This is a genomic window from Phocaeicola sp. (genome assembly GCF_057861905.1).
The window spans coordinates 1-26226 of the sequence record NZ_DBMACV010000011.1 but is presented as its reverse complement, the minus strand read 5'-3'; the positions used below and the strand labels follow the sequence as shown (position 1 = coordinate 26226).

The window sequence follows — 26226 nt, the reverse complement described above, 5'->3', positions numbered from 1 at the left end:
AATAATGGCTATTTCACTAAAGAACTCATTCCTCGGCAAACTCCCTGATACGCTGTTCCTCACTCAAACGGCAAATCAATAATGTATCATTCTTTTCGGCTACGATATAACCGTCCAGTCCCTGAACCACCACTTTCTTTTCCTGAGTCGTATGAACTATACAATTTCGGGTTTCAAACAGCTTGATATTATCGCCGATACAGGCATTATTATGCGAATCTCTTTTCGAATTTTCCTGTAAAGAGCCCCATGTACCCAAATCACTCCAGCCAAACGAAGCCGGAAATACATAAATTTCCTCCGCCTTCTCCATAATGGCATAGTCTACCGAAATATTTTCACACATAGGGAACAATTCATTCAGCATATCCTGTTCCTTTTCTGTATAGAAATAAGGAAGCATACGCTCGAATATCTCAGCCATAGGAGGCTGATAAACCCGCAAAGCATTTACAATCGTATTGACATTCCATATAAAGATTCCCGCATTCCAGAAATAATTCTTACGCTGAATATAACGACGCGCCACTTCCAGATTCGGTTTCTCCTTAAAAGCATCTACCCGATAAATCTCCTTATTGGACGGACAAGCCATGGTCAGATCCGCTTCGATATATCCATATCCCGTTTCCGGACGAGTAGCTTTCATGCCCAATGTAACAATAGCATCAGAATCAGCAGTAAATTTCATTGCCGAATTAATGACACGTACAAATTCTCTGACATCCATAATCACATGATCACTTGGAGTCACTACAATATTCGCCTTCGGGTTCTTTGCCTTTATCTTCCAACTGACATAAGCAATACACGGAGCCGTATTACGACGACAAGGCTCAAGTAAAATATGATCGGGCAGAATATCGGGCAATTGCTCCTTCACTACATCTGCATAACTAACTGATGTTACTACCCATATATTTTCCAAAGGACAAATGCCCTGAAAACGATCAGCCGTAAGCTGAAGCAATGTCCTTCCGCATCCCAGTATATCTATAAACTGTTTGGGCATTTGAGGAGTACTCATCGGCCAGAATCGACTCCCGACCCCTCCTGCCATAATAACTACATGATTGTTGTTTAAAGCCATCACCATGAATTTTAAGTTCGTATGCAAATATAGCTTTATTTTGACAAAATAAAATATCCCGACTGATAAAAATCAGCCGGGATAAAGAGAATGGTTTTATAAAAACCTATTAGCAATACATATTTACAATAGCCTCATACAATTCCTGCTTTCCGCTTGTCTGTTTCGGTTCGCCGTTAGCTTTTGCATAAGCAACAACATCTTCCAGAGTCAGCTTACCTTCTTCAAATTCCTTACCTTTACCAGAATCGAATGAAGCATAACGGTCTGCCAGCATCTTCTTATACGGAGATTCTTCCAGCAATTTAGCAGCGCTCAGCAAAGCATGAGCCATAACATCCATACCAGAGATATGTGCGATAAAGATATCTTCCAGATCAGTAGAGTTACGACGAGTCTTGGCATCAAAGTTAGTACCACCGTTGCCGAAGCCACCGTTACGGATTACCTGCATCATAGCCTGAGTCATTTCGAAGTTATCGATAGGGAACTGGTCTGTATCCCATCCGTTCTGATAGTCACCACGGTTAGCATCGATAGAACCCAGCATACCATTGTCGACAGCAACAGCCAGTTCGTGTTCGAAAGTATGGCCTGCCAATGTAGCGTGGTTCACTTCGATATTTACTTTAAAGTCTTTATCCAAGTTATGAGCTTTCAAGAATCCGATAACTGTTTCAGTATCTACATCGTACTGATGTTTAGTCGGTTCCATCGGTTTCGGCTCAACCAGGAAAGTACCTGTAAATCCTTTTGCACGAGCATAATCGCGAGCCATAGTCAACATCTGTGCCAGATGTTCCTTTTCACGCTTCTGATCTGTATTCAACAGTGACATGTAACCTTCACGTCCACCCCAGAATACATAGTTAGTACCGCCCAGTTCGATAGTTGCATCGATAGCATTCTTAATCTGAACAGCCGCACGAGCTACAACGTCGAAATCAGGATTTGTTGCAGCACCGTTCATATAACGAGCATGACCGAAGACATTTGCAGTACCCCACAACAGTTTGATACCTGTTTCAGCCTGTTTCTGTTTTGCGTAAGCTACAATTTCCTTTAAGTTTGCTTCGTATTCTTCAATAGTATCAGCTTCGTCGCACAAGTCTACATCGTGGAAACAATAGTATTCGATACCCATTTTCTGCATAAATTCGAAACCAGCATCCATTTTATCCTTTGCAGCCTGAAGTTTATCCGGATTAGTTTTCCATGGGAATTTCTTGGTACCGCCACCAAACTGGTCGCCACCTTCAGCACACAATGTATGCCACCATGCCATAGAGAACTTCAACCAGTCTTTCATCTTCTTGCCCATTACCACTCTTTCAGCATCGTAATAACGGAAAGCCATCGGATTTTTGCTTTCTACACCTTCGAATTTGATTTTACCAATACCGGGAAAATACTCTTTTGTTGCCATAGTTCTATTTTATTTAAAAGTTAATGATTTATTATTTATTTTTTTATTTTGACTTCTTGTCCTGCCTGCTTTCAGACAAAAACAAGGAGATTAAATTTTATTCATATACGAAAGCCAGCGCTGATAAGCATCCTCGTATGCAGCTTTGTTGACAAGATCCGGCTCAATGACAGCCAGTTTATCCAGTGTTGCAAACGCTTCGTTGTTATCTTTATAGATACCTGCTCCGATACCTGCGCCTTTGGCTGCTCCTACCGAACCATCAGTATCATACAGTTCGATGGTTGCTCCCGTCACCCCTGCCAGCGTGTTACGGAATATCGGACTCAGGAACATATTGGCATGTCCGGCATGAATTTTATGCACGTCCATTCCCATACCTTCCATAATATCGATACCATATTTGAAAGAGAACACAATACCCTCCTGAGCAGCACGGATAATATGGTTACGTGTATGCAGGTTGAAATTGATTCCATTGATAGAACATCCTGTTTCCTGATTTTGCAGCATACGCTCAGCCCCATTGCCAAAAGGCAAAATACTGATACCGCCGGCACCAATGGGAGCCTGAGCAGCCAGCTCGTTCATCTCGGCGTACGAAACGCCTGCAGGCACAACCGTACGTTTCACCCATGAATTCAGGATACCTGTTCCGTTGATACAGAGCAACACTCCCAAACGAGTCTGTTCCGCTGTATGATTTACATGAGCAAATGTATTGACGCGCGATTTCGGATCATAGTTTACTGCACCGTTCACGCCATATACTACGCCCGAAGTTCCGGCAGTAGAAGCGATTTCACCCGGATTGAACACATTCAGCGACAAAGCATTATTCGGCTGGTCGCCAGCTCGGTAAGTTACAGGAGTACCTTCCTTCAATCCCAGCTCTGCTGCAGCAATGGCAGTTACACGTCCCTGTTCGGAGAAAGTCGGCTTGATATCTGCTATCAGCGAATTGTCGAATCCGTAATATTCCATCAGGAACTTAGCCACTTGGTTGTTCTTGAAATCCCAGAACATACCTTCCGAAAGTCCGGATACTGTGGTACAAACCTCACCGGTCAGCTTCATGGCGATATAATCGCCCGGGAGCATAATCTTATCAATCTTAGCATAAATTTCCGGTTCGTTCTCCTTTACCCACGCAAGTTTCGATGCAGTAAAGTTACCCGGAGAATTAAGCAAGTGAGAAAGGCACACTTCTTCACCCAGCGAATGGAAAGCCTTTTCCCCGTACGGAACGGCACGAGAATCGCACCAGATGATTGCCGGACGAAGTACCTTCTGATTCTTATCCACACATACCAGGCCGTGCATCTGATAAGAGATTCCGATAGCTGCAACATCTTCCTTGCGCACTCCACTTGCATTCATAACATCTTCCGTAGCCAGCTTCAGGTTTGCCCACCACATTTCCGGTTTCTGTTCAGCCCATCCGGGATGTACAGCAATAATTTCCGCTTCCGTTTTCGGATAGAAAGCAGAAGCTACGCATTTACCTGTTTCGGAATTAACCAGACTGGCCTTTACCGAAGAGCTACCTATATCATAACCTAACAAATACATAATTCTGATATTTTATTTTTTCAGTTTATTATAAATCGTTCTGTCAAACTTGTAATATCGTGCTGCGCGGTGACGAACACCTTTTTCTTTTTCTTCCATCGGCACAACATAAGGCATCAACGCTATTTTTTTATGGAAATTCCGGATATCGAACTCCTTGTCGTACACCAGTTGATATAATATGCGAAGCTGAGCCGCAGTAAACTTTCTCGGCAGAAGATCGAACATGACCGAAGGATTTGTTTCCACATAATGGCGAATATACGTCAGTGCATCATGAAAAATCTGAATATGGTCGAACGCCAGCGTCTTCACCTCCGAAACCGGAGTCCAGCAAGCATCGTACGTATCAGTCAGCTGTCGGTTACGCTGATCTATCTTGAGCAAAGAGAGATATGCAATTGTTACAATTCTGCCCACCTTATTGTCTGTAATGCGATGGAAACGTTCCAACCACAACACATCCTTAGGATTCGAAGTACGATCCTTTGATCCATAAGCCTTAAACTGGCTCATCTTTATGTTCTTCAAGCCGGTTAACTCGTTCAGTACTCGTTTTGCAGCCTCATCAAGGTCTTCATCCGCATAAATCAAACTGCCCGGAAGCTTCAAATCATTAAACTCACCGTCGGTTTGCTTGCCAATCTGACGCACCAGCAAAACGCGAAACTGTTCTCCATCGAAGCCAATCAGCACGCAATCCACCGACACATGTACATCGATTATAAGGTTATTTCCGGTTTGAGTTTCCATATCTTCTTTTTCTTTTGACAATGCAAATATAAGTAGTTTTCTCATTCGTTATTCAAAAATATAGCAATATTTATCATGTTATAAAACATTATTCCACAAATAAATAGATTTCATACTTTATACGATATATAATTAATGTATTATTGTACGATATACGAAAAGGTAAAAGAGCAATTTTTACCTGCGGGGAAAGCACATTTAAATTAGTTTCTTATCTTTGTAGCAAACAATTGTAATAATGTAAGATATGAAACATTACCCTTGTGTACTTACCATTGCCGGTTCAGACTGTAGCGGAGGGGCCGGCATTCAGGCAGACATCAAGACCATTTCAGCACTGGGGGCTTACGCAGCCAGCGCCATCACCGCCATTACCGTACAAAACACATGCGGAGTAACGGGCATCCACCCTGTTCCTGCCAGTTACGTGAAGGGACAGATTGAAGCCGTTATGACAGACATACGCCCACGCGCCATAAAAATCGGCATGATAAACGATGTAAATATTGTAAAGGTTATAGCCGAATTCCTGCAGACATACAAGCCGGAATTTGTCGTTTTCGATCCGGTTATGGTATCGACCAGCGGATGCAAGCTCATGGAAGACGAAGCAATAGAAGCCATTACTTCCCAGCTCATGCCCCTGTCCACCCTCATCACTCCCAATCTGCGCGAAGCCGAAGTGCTGACAGGAATGCCAATTCCCGATATTGAAACAATGAAAACTGCCTCGCGCGACCTTTTGCATTATGGTTGTCACGCCGTACTGGTAAAAGGAGGACATCTGGAAAACGGCGGCATGTGCGATGTTCTGCAAATCGAAAACGAAGCTGAGCCACATCTGTTCACAGCCGATAAGGTAGAAAGTCACAATACCCATGGCACCGGATGCACACTTTCTTCCGCCATTGCCACCTATCTGGCTTTGGGACACAACATGACCGAAGCTGTACGTCTTGCCAAAGCATACGTATATCAAGGCATTCTCTCAGGGAAAGACATACACATCGGCGAAGGACACGGACCGCTGAATCATTTTCACTCTCCCGTTCCGATGCACATTTACGATGAAGATTAAACCGAAACAAGCAGAATTCTAAAATAAATCATTACCTTTGTCATTAATAACTTAATTCAAAAATAAATTTATGAAAGCATTTGTATTCCCCGGACAGGGTGCGCAATTCGTAGGAATGGGCAAAGACCTCTACGAAAACTCAGCGCTGGCAAAAGAATTATTCGAGAAAGCAAACGATATTTTAGGCTACCGCATTACCGACATTATGTTCAACGGCACAGACGAAGACCTGCGCCAGACAAAAGTTACCCAGCCTGCCGTATTCCTTCACTCAGTCATTTCGGCTCTTTGCATGGGCGAAGACTTCAAGCCCGAGATGACAGCAGGACATTCTCTGGGAGAATTTTCTGCACTTGTAGCGGCTGGTGCTTTGTCGTTCGAAGACGGTTTGAAACTGGTATACGCACGTGCCATGGCTATGCAGAAGGCTTGTGAAATGCAACCCTCTACAATGGCTGCCATCATCGCACTGCCTGATGAAAAGGTGGAAGAAATCTGCGCACAGGTCAGCGCCGAAGGTGAAACTTGTGTAGCAGCCAACTTCAACTGCCCGGGACAGATTGTTATTTCGGGTTCAATAGAAGGCATCAACAAGGCTTGCGAACTGATGAAAGCTGCCGGTGCTAAACGTGCATTGCCTCTGAAGGTAGGTGGTGCTTTCCACTCTCCGCTGATGAATCCTGCCAAAGTAGAGCTGGAAGCTGCTATTAAGGCTACTGAATTTCACACACCAAAGTGTCCTATTTACCAGAACGTAGATGCTAAACCGCATACTGATCCAGCCGAAATCAAGTCGAATCTGGTAGCACAGCTGACTGCTTCTGTACGCTGGACACAGACTGTACAGAACATGATTGCCGATGGAGCAACTGAATTCATCGAATGCGGTCCGGGTGCTGTCCTTCAGGGACTTATCAAAAAGATAAACAAAGAAGTCAATGCTCACGGTATAGCATAATCTGCCCGACGGCATAAAAAAAATAAAACCCGCTGACATCCTTCCGAAAATTTGTACAAAAAATTATTTCTTTTGTACAAATTTTTAAGAAATGTCAGCGGATTTTTTTATCCCCTTCCGCAGATGTTTCAAGAAACGTCGGGACACAATTTACCCCCTTTGCGATTTTTCTCCATTCCTGCTTCTTAAAAATCAGAGCAAGACTCCGGACGGAAATTTCACAAAGGGGGTAAAATAATATTTATTATTTCAAGAGTTCTCCCAGTTTGGCAGCCAGTTCCTCACCACGCAGGTTGCGAGCAACAATTGTTCCCTGCTGGTCAACCAATACAGTTGCAGGAATAGCACGTACACCATACAGTTTAGCACCTTCGCAATCCCATCCTTTCAGGTCGGACATCTGTGCCCATGTGATGTTCAAATCCTTGATAGCTTTCTTCCATGCTTCTACATTATTATCCAGCGATACGCCTACAATACCAAAACCTTTAGCCTTGTATTCGTTGTATGCAGCTACCACATTCGGCATTTCGGCACGGCAAGGGCCACACCAGCTGGCCCAGAAATCAATCAGTGTCAGCTTATTCTGAGCGATGAAGTCGGACAATTTCACTTCATTGCCTTCCGGAGTATTCATTGTGAAGTCAATAAACTTCTGGCCTACTTCTGTTTTTTCGACAGTAGCAATATGTTCTTTCAATGCTACGACATCCTTGTCGTTGCTGTATGCAGCCGGAACCTTGTCCAGCAATGCTTTAACCTTAGCAGTTTCGAACGCATTGGCATACGAAGTAAGCAACTGTACACCAACCAGATTATTGATATTTGCCGAAATAGAATTGTAAACCATTTCGGTACCGAGGCTGTCTTTTTCTGCCAACTGCTTTTCCAAATCCTTACGCTGTTCTTCGGTCAGTGTTGTATCTGTCTGAGCCTTCTGATACAAGTCCGACATCTCCTGATTGATTGCCACGAACTTATCCATAAACTGCTGATATGCATCGTTGCATGCTGTTCCAGCAACTTTATTCGATTTAGCGCTCATATTCAGGCTGATATTACCCTTTTCAATAAAGACCATCGCAGTCATGCGCTGTCCGTTCTTCATATAAGTCACATAACGGCTTACAGTTACAGAATCGGGAGTACCTTTAAATTCGAAAGCTCCACCTTTTACAACAGCAGAATCCATTTTAACCAGTCCACCATCGACAAAGTCCTGCAAGTAAACGGTATCACCTTCGGCTACACCTTCGATAGTACCTTTGATAGTATACCCTGCTTTTTCTTGACAAGAAGCAAATGCCAGCAGTCCGGCAGTTGCCATCAATAATAATTTCTTCATAATAGTGTAAAAATAAATAGTTAGATTGGCGGCAAAGATAGCCCATTAAATTCGAAAGGCAAACAAATTGAAGCAGATTCTTCCGAATGCTATTCGAATTTACTTTTCCGAAGAAACAGCGGAAGCAGGCAGCACAATGCATAAAGAACCCGATACCACTGGAGTGAAATTCCAAAGAAAGTATCCAGCCCGGTATAATGTAATGAAGTAAACAACTGGACAACAAAGAACAGTGTCACGCAATAGCCGGAAAACCGCACAACACTGTACGACATGCCCCGGATAATATCCCTGTCGGTGCGATATAAATCGACAGCATAACCGTATATCATAGCCGTAATTCCCAATCCCAATGACAACAGGTAACTGACACCTTCTGCCAGAGGAGAGTTCTTCAACTCGCCGGTAATGCTGCGCACAACTCCCCATGGTCCCAGTGCCAGAAACAATACCACCAGTACATAAACCATACCGACACTCAGACTCAGCCATAAAGAACGTTTCTCCTTACGGGAAAGTTTCCTGCCACGGAACAGTACGCCTCTGACGGCTTCCCAAAAGCCGGAGTGCAGACACAACCCCACGCCAAAAGACAGCAGCAAGATATCGCCGAAAAATGGAGCCTCCAGCAATCCGTCGCCTACATTTCTGAGCTTCCAGCGCAGCCCCTCCGCGCTGATCAGACTCTGTACGCCCGACCAGCCATAGATACTTCCTACCCACGAAAGCAGGGCGACCACCAGGGTGAGCAGGAAAAATACCGTAGCAGGGTGAAGAAAACGCTTATTCATCATCCGGTTCAAGGTTATCGATATCCAAAATCCTCAATTCGAAAGCCCGTGTAACCAGACGACAGGCGTTTACACCCGTGCGTTCTTCGGGACGAAACAAACGGTTCACCAGTTCGTTCTGGCGCTTTTCTATCGACTTTACTCCAAAAGGCATTGCTTTCAGATTGGTTATCATTTCCTTGGTATAACCCAATGCCAGATGACGAAGCAGACGTTCGTCGTATTCATCGATGTCATAATCGATGATAGCTTCCTGACGGCACATCTCCACTTCTACCGATTTTTTAAAGCGTTCTACTATCTTTTCCAGTATCGGATAGTTGAACACTAATTTCTTGCCTGCCATTACAGCCTCCACATCGGTAGCAGTCAGCAGTTCGCCTGTCTTCAGAATGATTCCGTCTGCCCCTGCATTCAGTGCATCTACCCACAACTTTTCGTTCAGAACTTCGCCTGTAAAAATCAGCACCTTCAGTTCCGGCCGTTCCCGATGCAGACGTGCACAGATATCGACTCCGATTGTTGTCGAACCTCCCAATCCCAAATCGAGCAAAACCAGGTCGGGAGTATGCTGCTCCAGCAACGCCCAGAACTCGGCTTCGGTCATAGCAGTACCTATAACCTCAGCATTGGGTATCTCGTGACGGAAAATTTCTTCCGTACCTTTCAATTCCAGTTTGACGTCTTCTACAATGATAACTTTAAACTTTTCCATATCTTAATCGTTCGTTTATTTTCTTGTACTAAAAGGTATGGTAAACCATACTGTATATCCTCCGCCCGCATACGGGCAAGCATTTATGCGGCATCCACGCCTTCCGGCAAATTCATCATGCTCGCGGACGATTTGCTTGCAGACCAGGAACTCGGTTCCTTGAAGTCCGGTTCCGCCTCCTTCGTGGAAGTGTGACAGCACGGGATAGAACAAATCGTTCAATTCTGCCTGCGTAGGGTTACGGCGCATATCTGTAAAGTCGAAACGGGCAAATCCGTTTTCTTCGTAAACAGCAAGTTTCAAGGTGCCCGACTGAGGATAACGCACAGCCTCGTCAAGCAGGTTTTCAAATAAAAAGAGAAGCAACACGGCATCTCCCGCTACCGACAATCCGGCATTTACTTCGGTTTCCAAGTGCAGGGTATACGACAGCTTACGGGTTATCTTACGCAAGTACTTTTCTGCCTGACTAACTATCCAAGTAACCGGTACCTCTGCCCGCCGAAATGTAATATCGTCGAGCTGACGCGATGCACACGAACTGAGCAGGGTAAATATATCCTTATAATAGCTTACAAGCTCGGATATGGTCTGTAGTTGCTGCCGTTCTTCCTCCAAAGAAATATTTTCTTCCCGATTCAAACGATCGACAATCTGTTTTATCCGGTTAGGATAATAAATCGTTTCGTGTTTAATGGTAGACAGACAATTATCCAGCACCATATTCTGCACGTGCAGCATGTTCTCTTCGTAGGAAGTACGCCGTGCATCGTCCTGAGCCAGCTCGATATCGTAATGCTTTCTCCGGACACAAACAACCGTATTGTGCAGTACCACGGCAAGATAACTTACCACCAGTTCTACCAGCAGCCTGTCGTCTTCGCGGACACATGGCAAGGCTGTCTTTATAGCAAGCACACCTGTACAATAATGTTCCTCACCTACTTCTACATTCAAGGGGAAATAATTCCATGCCGCTTCGCTCGTCCATGTCACCTGCCGTTTTTCAAAACAACGCTGCATTCTGTTGCACACGTCTTCGTTTTCGCCTTCTTCGCCAAAGATATAGTGCAAGGCGGATGTTTCCTCATCGTACAAGGCCAGTGCCATGTCGGCAACCGGAACCAGTTCGTTCATTTCGCCGGAAAGTTTTTCAAGAATATTTTCCGCCAGATTCGCTTCTTCTTCCTCGCGAGGCTGTGCTACCGAAAAAATAGACTGGTTGATTTCGAAAACTTGCTCCATATTATAACGATAGTGCAAGCGGTGACGCAGGTAAAGAATATAATAACCAGCCAGACACCCTCCCACAAGCAGGATGAAAATGGCAAGAGCTATCAGCTTGTTGTTGGCCGACTGCTGCATTCGTACGCAATATTCCTCCAGCGAACGATCCTTGCTAATTTGCTTGTACAAGGTAGCATAGGCGCGATTGTTATAATAATAAGTACGGAAATCTTTTACAGCAAGCCCGGCTACGGCGGCTTCATTGCGCACATCGAGCAGGATATAGTAATCGGTGACAAATCCCTGAGCCAACCATGTTTGCTCGGCTGCATCGTAATCGTCGCGATACAGTTTCAATAACGGATAGCGACGCTTCGAATACTTCAGGTAGTGCATATTCATATATCGCAGGACACTGTCGGCATATACCAGAGCCTCCTGACACCGACCGTTTACATTACAATCGTATACCAGATTGGCGTAGTCGTTTGCAATCGACAACAGACTGTCGTATACCTGATCTGTTTCCGGTTTTGCCGCATGCTGTACCGAAGGCTGACAACTGCCCAGTCCAGCCAGACCGGCTATCAGCCACAAGCATATGGAGAGTACTTTCTTTACCCCTTTAGGCAAACGGAAATAAAAACGACTACCTTTTCCCAACGTACTGTCTATCGAAAAGCGACAGACACCGAATACAGCATTGGTCTTACGGTATTTCTCGATGATTCCTTTGCAGTTCATCAGTCCGAAACCGGAACCTTTCTGCTTACGCAATTCTTCCACATCGGTTGCCGTATTCATACCTATCGAACCGGAATCGTAGACTTTCTCTCCCAAAATGCGGTTGACATCTTCTTCCGACAGCCCAGGACCGTTGTCGGTAACTGAAATTTCTACATAATCATCAGTTTCTACGGCCTTAAGTTCCACGCGTCCTTGCTCGGGAGTATACTTACGTGCATTTTCTGCCAGCGTATTGATCATAAAAAGCGTCAGAGCTTTGTCTGCCTTGACAACAGCTTCGGTTGGGAAAACGACCAGTTCCTGATGCTTCATCTCGAATGAACGTTTTCCCTTTGATATAATGGCAAAAAGTTCCTTCAATGCAAAATTTTCGATATTCAGGCTCAGTACTCCCTGACGCATCTTAATCCACAAGGCCAGTATCTCATTATATTCATTGATACGGGTTATCAGCTCATCGATGTACTCGAACTTACCTTTTTTCACGTCCGCCTGACGCGCATAGACAGCCGACTGGAGCTTATGGACCTCATTGGCTACTCGGTCTATATAAGGTAAAATGCCGGTCACAATAGACAGACAAGCTTTCTTTACCATGTTCTGCCGTTTATTGTCGGCCAGATGCTGTTCATGGATGTACTGCTCTTTTTCCAGCCTCCGACGTTCGTCGTCAAGTGAAACCAGATTCAATCCATTTTCCAATGTCCACGCCAAATATGGCAGAATCAGTTGCAGCAATGTACATTTTTCCTTCCGAAGTGGACAAGGCAAGGCAAGCAAAAGCTTTCCCACCGTTTTTTTCTGATCGGGAGAGAACAAATCATATTCGTAGTAACCGGCATATTGTTCGGCTGCCTGCTCCTCCGGCAATTGTCCTTCCAATATAATTTTCACATCGGTAGCACCGAATATCTGATAAAATCCTCCTTTAATCGTTTGACAAAGCGCATCTATTATCTCATCTGCCTCGGTTACACAAACCGGAACGGACGAGGTTATCTTACGACACAAATCGAATACCTCTTTTAATACGGCTATGTATTGCTTATTGCGTTTTCTCCAGCGACAGTTCAGAACGATAAAGAGAATAATCAATACAAAAATGCCTAAAACGACCAACGATAACAGGACATTGAGCTGCCTCGATTCTTTTTCCAAAGCGGCATAGCGACTCTCCAAAGCCTTGTCTTGCCGGGTATAGTCGAGCAAATCCAAATAAACATTCCGGTTATAATCCGACTCTGCCTTACAGCCCATTGCTGCATAGGTCCGACTTAACTGTTCACGCAGACGCAGAATCCATTCCGGTATTGTCTTGATTCCTTCGTCGGCAATCCATTTCAACTCGGTAGAATGTGTCGCACCAGGAGCATAAATCTGCAGGCGGTCGGTTGTATCGGTACAATGATAGTACTTTTCGTGATGCCAGTTTACATACTGAAGTGCAGCCTTCAGATTTTCAAGTGCTTTCTCCGGTTGTCCTGAATAATTATAATATGTAGCAATGGTACGGTAAGTTCCCGAAATCTGATATCCGTCGCCGTATTGCTTAAACAAGTCCAATGCCTGCCTTGCATAATATAAAGGCAAACTGTCTACCGGCAAATTTTTTTCATTGACTAACCTGAGTATACCCGAACGATGTTTTTCCAGAATCTCCCGATTACGCCGAAAGTTCAGCAGCTCGGCCATTGCCTGCAATGCATTGGCTTCAAAATAAATGTATCCTCCCTTACGACTTTGCAGCAAGCAGTTCGTCAGACAGCCAAATTCTCCTGTAATGACTTGTTCACGTGTAGGAGCTTCATACATGCCTCCCGACCCTCTCATGTATTCGTAATAGAGTGACTGGGCAGTGTCGTTCTGCAATACTTCGGGAGTGATGGAATTGATGGATTGCAACGATGCCTTGTGCTGTTCCAAATAATAAAAATAAATGCCCGAAACAATATGGAATTCAGAAACAGCATAATTCAGCCGCATTTTTTCGTGAGCATCCGCTATGAGTGACTCGTCTTCACGGATACGTTTCAAACGGCGTAACGCGCTGTTACGGTAATCATAAAACTCCTTGTTCATCGACGTGCGCTGGCATATTTTCATCATGCCAATATCCGATATAAGATGTTCTATTTCATTACTCCCCTCCTCTAATGCTTGACGGAACAACGAAGAAGACTTCTCGAAATTCATGCGCATGAATGCACAAAAGCCCATGTTATTCAGCGCTTCTGCATGTAAATCTGCGTTTCCTTCAGACAGCAGAAGAGCACGGGACGCTGCCTTCACAGCAACAGACAAGTCTTTATAACGCATATCATAGGCTACCTGATTCAAGGAATCGGCCTCTGCATAAGCAACTGTGTCTTGCTTCTTATGCTCTCCGCACGATATCCAGCCCATAGCCATGAAAGCCATAATCAATGTATATATTGCCACTCTCATACAGAAACACACGATTTGTTACAAATGTACAAAGTTCATTGCGAAGAAACGGTAAACCAGATGATAAAAAAACAAAAGAGGTTATACCATAACGTTCTGGCGAAATGATATAACCTCTTGCAGATAAAGTGAAAACACTTTATTTCTTTGATTCTTCCAAAGAAACTCTTCTAAATTCTTTCAATACTTTTTCCAGTTCCAATGAAACTTTACGAGCACGAGTTCCTGCTGCTTTATTACCTTTAGCAACCTGCAATTCAGCATCAGCAACCAAGGCTGCATTCAATTCCTTAATCTTTGCAATCAATTCGTTCATAATCTTCTGTATTTTTATTTTAAACAATCTCAAAGTAAATACAAATAACTCAATAACATACATCTTTGTCTTTCTTTTTTACATTATTTAATACATTAATCTACTTTTCAATGCAATTCAGTTGCAAATGAAGCCTTTAGGGATAAAATGAGAGGACTAAATATTGAATTTATAACATAAGCTCTGTATTTTTGCCGTGAAAATAAACAACAAAAAAATGGAACGTTATCATCATTCACATGAGCATCATCATGAAGTAACTTCGCTCAACACAATATTTATCTTGTGCATCGTTATCAATCTGATTTTTGTTCTCATAGAAGCTGGCGCAGGATTCATTTATAACTCACTGGGATTGCTTTCGGATGCCGGACATAACCTGAGTGACGTGTTCAGCCTGCTGCTGTCTCTTTTTGCCTTTCGGATGTCATTGCATCGAGGTAATCGTCACTTTACTTACGGATATAAGAAAAGTACAGTACTGGTCTCGCTTGTAAATGCCATTATCTTACTGATTGCCGTTGGAGCTATCGTTATCGAAAGTATATACAAACTAAAATATCCGGAAGCAACTTCTGGAAAAGCCATATCGTGGACAGCCGGTATAGGAATATTGGTAAATGGCATAACAGCCTGGCTACTGATGAAAAATCAAAAGCATGATTTAAATGTAAGGGGAGCATTTCTGCATATGGCAATGGACACACTGGTTTCTGTAGGGGTTGTTATATCCGGTATTGTTATTATATACACGGGCTATACAGTCATTGATACATTAGTCAGCTTAATCATTGCGGCTATTATTTTATGCTCAACATGGAAATTACTGAAAGAAAGTTTATTTCTCTCTCTTGATGCTGTACCCGAAAATATTGATATACGAACTATCGAACAAATCATAGCCCACTCACCGGGCATAGAAGATTGGCATCACTTACATATATGGGCTGTCAGCACAACCGAAAATGCAGCTACTGTCCACATTGTAATTAAAGATTTATCACAAATGGAAGACATTAAATGGGAGCTGAAGAAGAAATTACATCAACAAGGTATCCAGCATGTAACCATCGAATGTGAAACGATAGATTCTGTTTGCAAAGAAAGAAGTTGCTGTTAATATCTGCTTATATCGAATATCACTTTTATTTTCCGATTTTATTCTGATATTTTCGAGCCGAACAATATTCTTTGTTCCTGCTTTTCTGAATCAGATAGATATGTAAACAATACGTAGCAATAATTACAAGATGACAGACAGATAAGTGCTACAAAAGAAAGAAGCCTTCCCATTTTCGAAAAGAATAATCAGGAAGGCTTTTAATATGCAGCTACTTGCCTTACCAGATAAAGGCATTGAGTTATTTATCAATTAGCTTCTTTCTTGGTTGTTTTCTTTGCAGTTGTCTTCTTTTCTGCAGAATCAGCCTTTTTAGTTGTCGCTTTCTTCGCAGCAGCTTCAGCTTTCTTCAACTCAGCCTGCAATTTATTGACTTCATTGGTTAACTGAACTAATTCTTCACCCTGATTTTTAATCGTAGTAAGCAAAGAGCTCAATTCTTCATTATCCATATCTACTGGGTAGAGAGAATTAACACGACCCAGGAAGTCACCCAAAATATTCATGTAATTGGTGAATGCATCGTATGGAGAATCATAAATATCTCTATTTAAGCCAACGCCTGTATCCTTTGTAGTCATGAAACGGAAATTGTTGCTTGCCTGCAAATAATACCAATCCTGCTTGATACGACGGTCATCACACAGATAAACACGTTCGGCTACACTATACAATTTATTGAATGCTTCACGCTGCATCACATTACCCAGCCATGGGCTAATATCTCTTTCTTCGTCTGCCCACGACATTGGATAAGGTACATCTACCATATCAACTGATTTCAGTTTGGTTACAATTTCTGTCGGAGTAGAGAAGGTGATTCCTCTTTGTTTTGCACATGTCGGAAGAGCTTTCAAGAATTCCAATATATTAGATGATAACGGTTGTGCTATACCCAATGCAGACAATTCCATAAAGATATTAATAACCTGCTCGTTCTCAGGAAGAGAAGCAATCCAATCAATATACTTATCTGCAAACAAAGGATACTCACTCCATTCACTATTAGAGAAACGGAGACTTATATCATCAGACAATTTAAAGTCACGCATCAAAAGCTTCAGGTTCGGATTTTCAGCACAATGATACAAATAGTGAGGACTCTTCCAACCTAATACATGCTTAGCTCCTTCCACCAGTACGCCCTTAAATCCCATGCTGGCTACAATGCCACCAATTTCATTGTCATAAATCAAGCTGGAGTTACGGAATACCTTCGGTTCTTGTCCAAAATAATCCTTAACCTTACGGCGCATATGCTCAACTTCTTCACGGAAACAATCTTCATTTGCCAAAGAAGAAAGACCATGAGAATAAGGTTCACAAATAAATTCACAACAACCAGTTGCATTTAACTCATGCAATAACTCGATGACTGCCGGAGCATGTATCTCCAACTGTTCCAATGCAACTCCCGAAATAGAAAGAGCAACCTTAAACATTCCTTCATTGTTCTTTGCCATTTCAATCAAAGTCTTCAGAGCAGGAATATAGGAACGCTCTGCCACTTCGTTAATGCCTTGTTCGTTGGCATAATCATCATAATAATAGTGATCGGTTCCAATTTCGAAGAAACGATAACGTTTCAAATGTATAATCTGGTGTATTTCAAAGTAAAGACAGATTGTTTTCATAACTAACTTAGCATTTATTATTTACCATAATTTTTTAAAACCTGCTCGTAGAGAGCGCGTACCTTCAAACCAACTTTTTCCCACACGATACCATCAACCTCTTTCTTTCCTTCATCGCGCAAGTATTCATAAAGCGACTGATTAGTACAAATAGAATGAATGGCGTCGGCCATCGCATGAATATCCCAATAATCAGTTTTTATACATTTATCCAAGATTTCTGCGCATCCCGATTGTTTGGAAATAATAGTTGGCACACTACATTGCATTGCTTCCAACGGAGATATACCAAATGGTTCGGAAACAGAAGGCATTATATATACATCACTTGCCTTTAAGACTTCATATACTTGCTTACCTTTCATAAATCCGGGGAAATGGAAACGATCGGCAATACCACGTTCTGCCACTAAGCGAATCATTGCATTCATCATATCACCACTTCCGGCCATTACAAAGCGTACATTACGTGCACGCTTTAATACCATAGCGGCTGCTTCCACAAAATATTCCGGTCCCTTCTGCATCGTAATACGGCCCAGGAAAGTAACAATTTTTTCTTTAGGATTTTTATGTGGAACGATATCTTGAATTTCTTTTGATAATGGAGATACTGCATTGTGTACAGTAAACACCTTTCGCGGATCCTGATAATATTTATGGATAACTGTCTGACGAGTCAGTTCACTTACACACATAATACAGTCGGCATGGTCCATACCATTCTTTTCAATAGAATATACAGTAGGATTTACATTACCACGACTACGGTCAAAATCAGTTGCATGAACATGGATGACTAATGGTTTTCCTGAGATTTGCTTTGCATGAATGCCAGCCGGATAAGTAAGCCAGTCATGAGAATGGATAATATCAAACTTTTGCTGGCGAGCAACGACTCCTGCTACAATCGAATAGTTATTAATTTCTTCGTGCAAATTATCCGGATAACGTCCGGAAAACTCCATACAACCCAAATCGTTTGTATGCATATAATTGAAGTCAGCATAAATATGTTCACGCAAGTCATAATACAGTTGCGGATCCATATAACTTCCAACACGACTATTCACATAATCCCACTGTACATCACGCCACACAATAGGAACACTGTTCATTCCAATAATTTTCAGGAAACTTTGGTCTTCATCTCCCCACGGTCTCGGAATACAGAAAGTGATATCCATATCCGGCTGTTGTGACATACCTTTAGTCAAACCGTAACTGGCAGTACCTAAACCTCCTAAAATATGAGGAGGAAATTCCCAACCAAACATTAAAACTTTCATATTCTTTCCTCCTTTTTACTGATTATCATATTTTTCCAATAGATTTAAAGTTCTCAAAATTTGCGCAACATTCATTGCAAATGATATTGCCCCTCTTCCCTTGAAAGGTGGATTTCCATCAAACAGTTCAGGGATAGTTCCAAGACAATGCAAGCTCATTTCATCTTCATAGCCAATCATTTGCCGCTCGACAAACGAAATCGCGCTACGTTTATACAAGCGCAAATAAGCCTCCAGATAAAATCCTTCCAGCCATGGCCACGCAGTACCTTGATGATATGCATAATCGCGCTGCAACTGCGGACCCACGTAATTAGGATTGTATCCACCACTCTTAGGACTCAAAGAGCGCAAGCCTTTAGGTGTAAGCAATTCCTTTGTAACGATATCCACAACACCTTTTTTCTGTTTTGCATCTAATGGAGAATAATCGAAAGCTGCCGCAAAAATCATATTAGGACGAACACTCCAGTCCAGCATATCACCATCTACATAATCCAGCAAATAACCATATTCATTCAAGAAAGTGCTGACAAAAGACTGCCCCGCTCTTCCTGCTAATTCTGCCAGACGAGATGTAAAATCAGAAGGTCCTTCATTTTCTGCGACCAGTTCTGAAACATACATCAATGCATTATACCAAAGTGTATTAAATTCGACAATATATCCTGAACGTGGTGTTACCGGCCGTCCATTAACAGTCGCATTCATCCATGTTACCGCCTTTTCTGTTCCATGAGAATAAACCAGTCCATTATCACAGACAGTCAAATTAGGATGCTTTCCATCGGCAAGATAAGTCATTATATCCTTCAAAAGCGTACCATATTTCTGATAAGCATCCTTACGAGAAACAGTCTTGCCAAACTGCTGGATAGTCCATACAGCCCATAAAAGCACATCCGGCTGTTCCATCTCATATACCTTCAAAGTTGTATCTTCGTCATTCATAAAAGCATAAATAGCCTTTATGGCAGTACGCATCACCGTATCAAACTTATCAAGTTCATTAATAGCAAGAGTCAGTCCCGGCAATGAAATGAACATATCACGTGCACGACATTTAAACCAAGGATAACCCGCCAAAATATAAGACTCCTCGCCTTGTTTGTTGAGGAACTGATGAGCTGCATTGATAAGGCAGTTTTTAAAGCTATCACGAGGAGTACGTCTGTCGGCTTCCAGAGCAAACAACTCATTCAACTTTTCAGGTTCTATTTCAGAAATACCGCCAGAAAAGACAATAGGCTCATCTTTTGTTATTTCCATTTCGAAATATCCCGGAACATACAAGTCCTCATTAAAGTCATATCCACGTTCTTGCTCCTTCGTATATTCTATGCCTCTATACCAGTCAGGCTGGAAATGAAAATCATTTTCCTTACTCATTTGCATATACAAGTCAGGATACCCAGGATACATACAAGTTTTTAAGCCATTCTTTACTTCGTCATAATGGCGACTTGCCTGTGAGTTTTCATGTGTATACTGACGGACACTGCGGAAAGCCAAGTACGGACGTAAACGAAGAATCGTAGTAGAATGAGCCTCCAGCAAAGTATAGCGAATCAATATTCGATTTTCATGATGAACAAATAGTTTTTCTTTTTTCAGAACTACTCCTCCTACTCTATAGATTGTAGTAGGGACTTTTTCACATTCAAACTCACGGATATACTTATGTCCACGCGGACTAAAGTTATCCCCATGATATTTATGGAGCCCCAAATTGAATTCAGCTCCGTGCTGTACTACCGTTTCATCCAAAGAGGAAAGTAAAACATGGTTTTCATCATCCAGTTCTGGTACAGGGATGACTAACAAACCATGATATTTGCGAGTATTACAATCTACAATTGTAGAACAGTGGTACGCACCCGAACGATTTGTACGTAAAATCTCACGCGTAAGAGATTCTTCCAAATTCGTCATTAGCGTTTTGTCGAATCGTAAATAACTCATAGCTGTTATATTAAGGTTATAATTAATAATTCTATAAAAAATGTTATTTTATTGCTTCCTCAAAAATAGTAATTAAATAAAATAAAGAGAAAAATAAATGGGTATTTTTTCCATTTTCCGACAAAAAAAATTCCATTTGCAACTAATTGACGACAAAGCTGCTTCAATAATGTCTTTTTAATAATAAAAAAACAGAGGGGCCATCTGGTTTTACCGCCAGACAGCCCCTCTGCATATAAAAATCTATCAAGAATTATTTAATCATATCAAAGCCACAATATGGAACCAAAGCCTTCGGGATTCGAATACCTTCTGGTGTCTGGTTATTCTCCAACAATGCTGCAACAATACGAGGCAAAGCCAGAGCTGAACCATTCAATGTATGGCAAAGTTCAGTTTTCTTATCAGCATTACGATAACGACATTTCAAACGATTTGCCTGATACGTATCAAAGTTAGAAACAGAACTAACTTCCAGCCAACGTTTCTGAGCTTCTGAATAAACTTCAAAATCGAAACACAAAGCAGCAGTAAAGCTCATATCACCTCCACACAAACGAAGAATACGATAAGGCAACTCCAATTTCTTTAACAAACCTTCCACATGATCCAACATTTCCTGATGAGATTGTTTTGAATGTTCAGGTTTATCAATACGAACCAATTCGACTTTAGAGAACTCATGCAGGCGGTTCAAACCGCGTACATCCTTACCATAAGAGCCAGCCTCACGACGGAAGCACTGAGTGTAAGCGCAGTTTTTGATAGGCAACTGCTTTTCATCCAAGATTACATCACGATAAATATTTGTAACAGGGACTTCAGCTGTCGGAATCAAATACAAATCATCCAAATTGCAATGATACATCTGACCTTCCTTGTCAGGTAACTGTCCTGTACCATAACCAGAAGCTGCATTTACAACTGTAGGAGGCATAATTTCTTCATAACCGGCAGCACGAGCTTCATCAAGGAAGAAATTAATCAGCGCACGCTGCAAGCGAGCACCCTGACCTTTATAAACCGGGAAACCTGCACCTGTAATCTTAACACCCAGGTCGAAGTCAATCAAGTTATATTTCTTAGCCAGCTCCCAGTGAGGCAGTGCATCTTTCGGAAGTTCCGTTTCCATACCGCCCATCTTTACGACTTCATTATCTTCAGCTCCAAATCCTTCAGGAACTTCATCGTAAGGAACGTTAGGAATGGTATAAAGCAAATTCTGCATGTCTTCAGCAGCCTTATCCATTTCTGCCTGCAAATCCTTGCTTACCTCCTTGATTTCAGCCACACGAGCCTTAGCCGCTTCAGCTTCATCCTTCTTGCCTTCTTTCATCAACGAACCGATGTTCTTCGAAATAGAATTTATTTCAGCAAGATTTCTATCTAATTGATTTTGCGCATTACGTCTTTTATCATTCAACTCAAGCACTTGTGCAATAGCTTCTTTAGCATTAGCAAAATGCTTTTTCTCCAATCCGCGAATTACCTTGTCGGTATCTTCTGTAATTTGTTTAATAGTAAGCATATCTTTTTTACTTTTTGAACTCTATTTTGGTTGTGCAAAGATATATTTTTTTATCGGAATACATGCAACATAACTTCCGATATAAATCCAATATTTAGCGGCAAGCCTGACGGATACGTACCAGTTTCACCAATAAATCCTCCAGCAAATCGAGTTTCAGCATATTTGCGCCGTCACTTTTTGCTACAGAAGGATCTTCGTGTGTTTCCATAAACAATCCGTCTACGCCTACAGCTACACCAGCTTTAGCTATTGTTTCTATCAGTTGAGGCATACCTCCTGTCACACCCGAAGTCTGATTAGGCTGCTGGAGCGAATGAGTAACATCCAGCACTACCGGATGTCCGAATGTCTGCATTTCCGGTATTCCACGAAAATCGACCACCAGATCCTGATAACCAAACGTTGTTCCACGTTCTGTCAGCATAACCTGACTGTTTCCAGCCTCCACCACTTTATCAGCGGCAAAACACATTGCGCCCGGAGAAAGGAATTGTCCTTTCTTAATATTTACTATTTTCCCAGTCTTTGCTGCAGCAACAAGCAAATCCGTCTGCCGGCATAAAAAAGCCGGAATCTGAAGAACATCTACATATTCGGCAGCCATTGCGGCTTCAGCAGCAGCATGTATATCCGTTACAACCGGAACTCCAAACGTTTCGCGTACCTTCGCCAACACCTTCAACGCCTTTTCATCGCCGATTCCCGTAAACGAATCAATACGCGACCGGTTTGCTTTTCGGTACGATCCCTTAAATATATAAGGTATACCCAACTTATCAGTAATCTTTACCACGCGTTCTGCAATGCGCAAGGCCATGTCTTCTCCTTCAATCACACAAGGTCCTGCCAGCAAAAAGAAATTATCACTGTTTTTTAAATCTGAAATAGTCTGTATCATAAAATTTATCAATTCGGAATTATTAATGTCAATGCTTCGGGAGCAATGGTTATTTCTATCGGGAAATGACGGTCGAACCAGATACGTCCGTCGAGGCTGATTTCAGCATTCTGCGCACGCAGTATCTTCACCTTACGAGTACGATACGGCTTTACAATCTTATGATTAAGCAAACGCCCCTGCTGCATCATCCACAACCCGGAGATCAACTGCCGGAGTTCCGGACGGTAAACGAGAGAAACATCCAGCCATCCATTGTAAGGAACCGCACTCGGCGTAAGACCATAACCACGTCCACTACCAATTGCAACCGCCATCAGGCGACCCCGTATATGTTCGTCGTTCACTTTAAGATGCATCCGATGCAGTTTGCGTTCGAAAGCGACCAAAAACAAAGAAGCCAGATAGGAGAACAACGGTATTCCCCAAAAACGACGTGTTTCGTTCGTAATAAGAACAATTCGTGCTTCCAGACCGATATAAACAGCGTTCAGAAAATAACGAGTCTGATGAGTTTCCCCATCAAAGTAACTGAATACCCCGACATCCACTTTTCTGAGCCTGCGATTAATCAGTACATCTACAGCACCCTTAAAATCATCAGAATCCAACCCCCAGTACTTAGCAAAATCATTTCCTATGCCATTGGGAATGATACCAAAAGCAATTTCATGTTTATCAGGAACATCCGAAAGCATAATGCCGTTTATCGCATCATTTATCGCTCCGTCTCCCCCAACAATCACAATCGTACGATAACCATTGTTTGCCAGTGTACGAGCCAACCTCTCCACCGACCCGAATCCTTCCGACTGCACATAATCAAACAACACTCCGCGGCTTTCCATGTAGCCCCGAATCTCCTTCCAACGCTTTTGTGCTTTCCGGCTTCCAGCTTTGGGGTTATATATCACTCCCCAACGAGTAGGTTCCACTGCCATGTTCTTAATCTTTATTGAGTAATCCGATTATTTCATTTACTTTTTCCTCCATCGGGCGAGTTGCATCTATCCAGTGTATGGTAAACCCACGACGCTCCATTCCCCGAAACCAGGTCATCTGCCGCTTGGCAAACTGATGAATGGCTATTTCCAACTGGTGAAACATATCGTCGTACGTCATCTGTCCCGTAACATACAAAGTAAGGTATTTGTATTCCAGACCATAATAAATAAGGTCATCCGGATGAATTCCTCCATCTATCAGTGCCCGAACTTCATCTACCATGCCCTCATCCAAGCGTTGCTTCAGGCGTCTGGATATTTTCTCCCGACGCAAGTCACGGTCAATATCCACACCGATTATCAAGCTGTGAATCTTGGGAAATTCTCGTGCCTCAACAGGCTGATGCAAATAATATTCTTCTATTTCGATAGCCCGAACAGCCCGTTTTGCCGTATCCACATCGGTTGTATTATGCAACTTTTTATAAGAAGACAGGATTTCGGTCAGCTCTTCAAGCGATTTGCCTGCCAGTTTTTCCCTCAGTTCAGGATTTTCCGGCACCGGCAACAACCGGTACCCCTTTAAGACCGACTCCAGATACATTCCCGTACCTCCACATAAAACGGGCAACAGCCCACGTGAGCGCATATTTTCGTAAGCCTTCAAAAAGTCGCGTTGAAATTCAAACACATTATATTTATATCCCGGTTCTGCAATATCAATCAGATGATAGGGCACACGATAGCCATCCACCACATAATCGGCAAGGTCTTTTCCCGTACCTAAGTCCATACGCCGATAAACCTGCCGGCTGTCTCCACTAATAATTTCCGTGTGCAACCGTGCAGCAAGAGCTGCCGCCAATGGAGTTTTCCCGGAAGCCGTCGGACCAAGTATAGTTATCAGATCAAAATTCATACGCTACCTTTAAAAAAGTTCCGACGGCAAAGATAACCTTTTTCTTAAACACAAGTAAGATAAAAGCAGCAAGTTTTTATAAAGAGAATCCTAATTTCCATCAACACTCAACAGATTTACCATCTGACTGATTATATAAGGTTTCCATTCATCCAGAACAGTCCGAAAGTCTTCACCTTTCTCCATCATTGTTTCTCTCATCAATTTTCGGGAAACAAAAGGAAACGTCAGTGCACTGTAAAAAGTCAGAAATACAATCCGAAGGGGAACCCTGCGCAACCTCCCCTTATCCATTTCCTCAAGCAGATAATTCTTCAGCTCAGCAAAGAAATGCTCCACCTTCAAATCAGAAAATGTCTTGAGCAGAAAGTCCACATCGCGGTCTATCTCCCTCAACATGAACAAAGGCAAATAAGGATTTTCCTGCAACAGATTATAATACACATCCACAATCTGCTCCACACGCACAGACAACGACAAATCCCGATTTGTGATAATATCCTGAAACTTTGGTATGACTGATGCCACAATCATACCAAAGACAGCATTAAACATTTTATCCTTCGTCCGGAAATAATAATGCAGCCCCGGGCGGTTTATTCCTACCCTTTCCGCTATTTCACTCATACAGGCATCGGTATATCCCTTTTCCATGAACACAGACTTGGCTGCATCAATTATCCGTTCCTCCAGGCTGGAACCTTTGACTTCCTCAGACATGGCTGCTTATTTTAAATGGTCTATAAATAACAGAAGACGGTTGGTTATGTTTACGTCACTCACACCACTGTCAAAGTCCAAAGATAAGATATTCATTTCCGGGAAAAAATATTTTATACGTTTTTCCACTCCTTTCGAAACGATATGATTGGCAATACAGCCAAAAGGTTGCAGACTGATTACATTGAATATCCCTTGGCGGGCATACGACATGATTTCTGCCGGAAGCAGCCATCCTTCGCCAAACTGTGCATTCAGCGATATCACCTTACGTGCATCGGCAGCTTCCTCGAAAATATCTTTAAACGGAATGAAATAGCGGAAGTTCATGCCCACTTTATTAAACTTACCGATCTGCTTACCGATAATCTTATAAGCCGACTTGTAGACAAAATCGGGCATAACACTTTTCTGTATACACGATTCCACTCTCACCTTCCTATTTACAAAATTCTGCATAAAGAAATCGGTCAGAACAGAAGGTACAACTTCGATCCCCTGCTCCGTCAACCAGCCTATAACATTCTTTTGGGCAAAAGGATTAAACTTCAAGAAAATCTCGCCTACGACTCCAACTTTCGGGCAATGCACATCGCGACAAATCTCATTAAAGCGATCGGCAGCAACAGACAATACGTCAAGCAAATTCTTACCTGAGTTCGGGATAAGTTTAGAATAAGGCCAGTTGTTTTGAGTCCTCAATATAGTATCCTTGCAATGCATCCGGTTTGTTTTCAAAGAAACAA

20 protein-coding genes and 1 pseudogene are annotated in these 26226 nt (G+C 42.5%); 3 read left to right on the top strand and 18 right to left on the bottom strand.

From position 1 onward, the window contains the following. Positions 1-25: 25 nt before the first annotated feature. From ACZM60_RS03575 to ACZM60_RS03560, 4 genes are all read right to left on the bottom strand, one after another. On the bottom strand, positions 26-1090 hold the full coding sequence (locus tag ACZM60_RS03575; RefSeq protein WP_021969956.1) for a mannose-1-phosphate guanylyltransferase: 1065 nt from the start codon (positions 1088-1090) through the stop codon (positions 26-28). Positions 1091-1199: 109 nt separating this feature from the next. Then, a complete protein-coding gene (gene xylA / locus ACZM60_RS03570; protein ID WP_021969955.1) occupies positions 1200-2516 on the bottom strand; it encodes a xylose isomerase in 1317 nt (438 codons plus the stop codon). A 90-nt stretch (positions 2517-2606) separates the two neighbouring features. Then, on the bottom strand, positions 2607-4088 hold the full coding sequence (locus ACZM60_RS03565; protein WP_489520842.1) for a xylulokinase: 1482 nt from the start codon (positions 4086-4088) through the stop codon (positions 2607-2609). A 12-nt stretch (positions 4089-4100) separates the two neighbouring features. Beyond that, on the bottom strand, positions 4101-4841 hold the full coding sequence (locus tag ACZM60_RS03560; RefSeq protein ID WP_418586792.1) for an NUDIX hydrolase: 741 nt from the start codon (positions 4839-4841) through the stop codon (positions 4101-4103). A gap of 247 nt (positions 4842-5088) precedes the next feature. On the opposite strand from ACZM60_RS03560, the gene thiD reads away from it, so the two are divergent. After that, positions 5089-5919, top strand: a complete 831-nt coding sequence (thiD, locus tag ACZM60_RS03555) for a bifunctional hydroxymethylpyrimidine kinase/phosphomethylpyrimidine kinase (RefSeq protein ID WP_489520841.1) — start codon at positions 5089-5091, stop codon at positions 5917-5919. 70 nt (positions 5920-5989) lie between these two features. Then, positions 5990-6877 carry an ACP S-malonyltransferase gene (fabD, locus tag ACZM60_RS03550; protein ID WP_021969951.1) on the top strand — a complete coding sequence of 296 codons (888 nt, stop codon included), beginning with the start codon at positions 5990-5992 and terminating at the stop codon, positions 6875-6877. 244 nt (positions 6878-7121) lie between these two features. On the opposite strand, the gene ACZM60_RS03545 is transcribed toward fabD, so the two are convergent. The 5 genes from ACZM60_RS03545 to ACZM60_RS03525 all read right to left on the bottom strand — a co-directional run bounded on the left by ACZM60_RS03545 (position 7122) and on the right by ACZM60_RS03525 (position 14463). Beyond that, entirely contained in the window at positions 7122-8222 is a 1101-nt protein-coding gene (locus ACZM60_RS03545) for a redoxin domain-containing protein (protein WP_418586790.1), read from the bottom strand. 89 nt (positions 8223-8311) lie between these two features. After that, complete coding sequence (locus ACZM60_RS03540; protein WP_021969949.1) at positions 8312-9016, bottom strand: AbgT family transporter; 705 nt, start codon at positions 9014-9016, stop codon at positions 8312-8314. Then, complete coding sequence (locus tag ACZM60_RS03535; RefSeq protein ID WP_489520840.1) at positions 9006-9728, bottom strand: DUF5932 domain-containing protein; 723 nt, start codon at positions 9726-9728, stop codon at positions 9006-9008. Before ACZM60_RS03535 ends, ACZM60_RS03540 begins: the two co-directional genes overlap by 11 nt. Positions 9729-9743: 15 nt before the next feature. Then, entirely contained in the window at positions 9744-14147 is a 4404-nt protein-coding gene (locus ACZM60_RS03530) for a DUF5113 domain-containing protein (RefSeq protein WP_489520839.1), read from the bottom strand. A 139-nt stretch (positions 14148-14286) separates the two neighbouring features. Further along, positions 14287-14463: a histone H1 gene (locus ACZM60_RS03525; protein ID WP_340319527.1), complete on the bottom strand. Its 177-nt coding sequence runs from the start codon at positions 14461-14463 to the stop codon at positions 14287-14289. A gap of 217 nt (positions 14464-14680) precedes the next feature. On the opposite strand from ACZM60_RS03525, the gene ACZM60_RS03520 reads away from it, so the two are divergent. Next, a complete protein-coding gene (locus ACZM60_RS03520) occupies positions 14681-15583 on the top strand; it encodes a cation diffusion facilitator family transporter (protein WP_021969945.1) in 903 nt (300 codons plus the stop codon). A gap of 248 nt (positions 15584-15831) precedes the next feature. Here ACZM60_RS03520 and ACZM60_RS03515 read toward each other — a convergent pair whose 3' ends face one another. The 9 genes and pseudogenes from ACZM60_RS03515 to ACZM60_RS03475 form a co-directional block, all read right to left on the bottom strand. Then, positions 15832-17217 (bottom strand): glycoside hydrolase family 57 protein, encoded by a 1386-nt coding sequence (locus tag ACZM60_RS03515; RefSeq protein WP_489520838.1) that lies wholly within the window; start codon positions 17215-17217, stop codon positions 15832-15834. A gap of 17 nt (positions 17218-17234) precedes the next feature. Further along, positions 17235-18506 (bottom strand): glycosyltransferase family 4 protein, encoded by a 1272-nt coding sequence (locus ACZM60_RS03510; RefSeq protein ID WP_418587161.1) that lies wholly within the window; start codon positions 18504-18506, stop codon positions 17235-17237. Positions 18507-18521: 15 nt separating this feature from the next. Beyond that, the gene (locus ACZM60_RS03505; RefSeq protein WP_340319525.1) at positions 18522-20468 is read right to left on the bottom strand and encodes a glycogen debranching enzyme N-terminal domain-containing protein; all 1947 of its coding nucleotides are present in this window, start codon (positions 20466-20468) and stop codon (positions 18522-18524) included. Positions 20469-20721: 253 nt separating this feature from the next. Further along, the gene (gene serS / locus ACZM60_RS03500; protein ID WP_021969926.1) at positions 20722-21996 is read right to left on the bottom strand and encodes a serine--tRNA ligase; all 1275 of its coding nucleotides are present in this window, start codon (positions 21994-21996) and stop codon (positions 20722-20724) included. Between the two features lie 94 nt (positions 21997-22090). Next, the gene (kdsA, locus tag ACZM60_RS03495; RefSeq protein ID WP_489520837.1) at positions 22091-22897 is read right to left on the bottom strand and encodes a 3-deoxy-8-phosphooctulonate synthase; all 807 of its coding nucleotides are present in this window, start codon (positions 22895-22897) and stop codon (positions 22091-22093) included. Positions 22898-22905: 8 nt separating this feature from the next. Beyond that, on the bottom strand, positions 22906-23838 hold the full coding sequence (locus tag ACZM60_RS03490; RefSeq protein ID WP_489520836.1) for a diacylglycerol/lipid kinase family protein: 933 nt from the start codon (positions 23836-23838) through the stop codon (positions 22906-22908). Positions 23839-23842: 4 nt separating this feature from the next. Then, on the bottom strand, positions 23843-24760 hold the full coding sequence (gene miaA / locus ACZM60_RS03485; protein WP_489520835.1) for a tRNA (adenosine(37)-N6)-dimethylallyltransferase MiaA: 918 nt from the start codon (positions 24758-24760) through the stop codon (positions 23843-23845). A 90-nt stretch (positions 24761-24850) separates the two neighbouring features. Continuing rightward, entirely contained in the window at positions 24851-25480 is a 630-nt protein-coding gene (locus ACZM60_RS03480; protein WP_418587168.1) for a TetR/AcrR family transcriptional regulator, read from the bottom strand. Between the two features lie 6 nt (positions 25481-25486). Further along, positions 25487-26226 (bottom strand): annotated as a pseudogene (locus ACZM60_RS03475) (hypothetical protein); the annotation flags it as partial.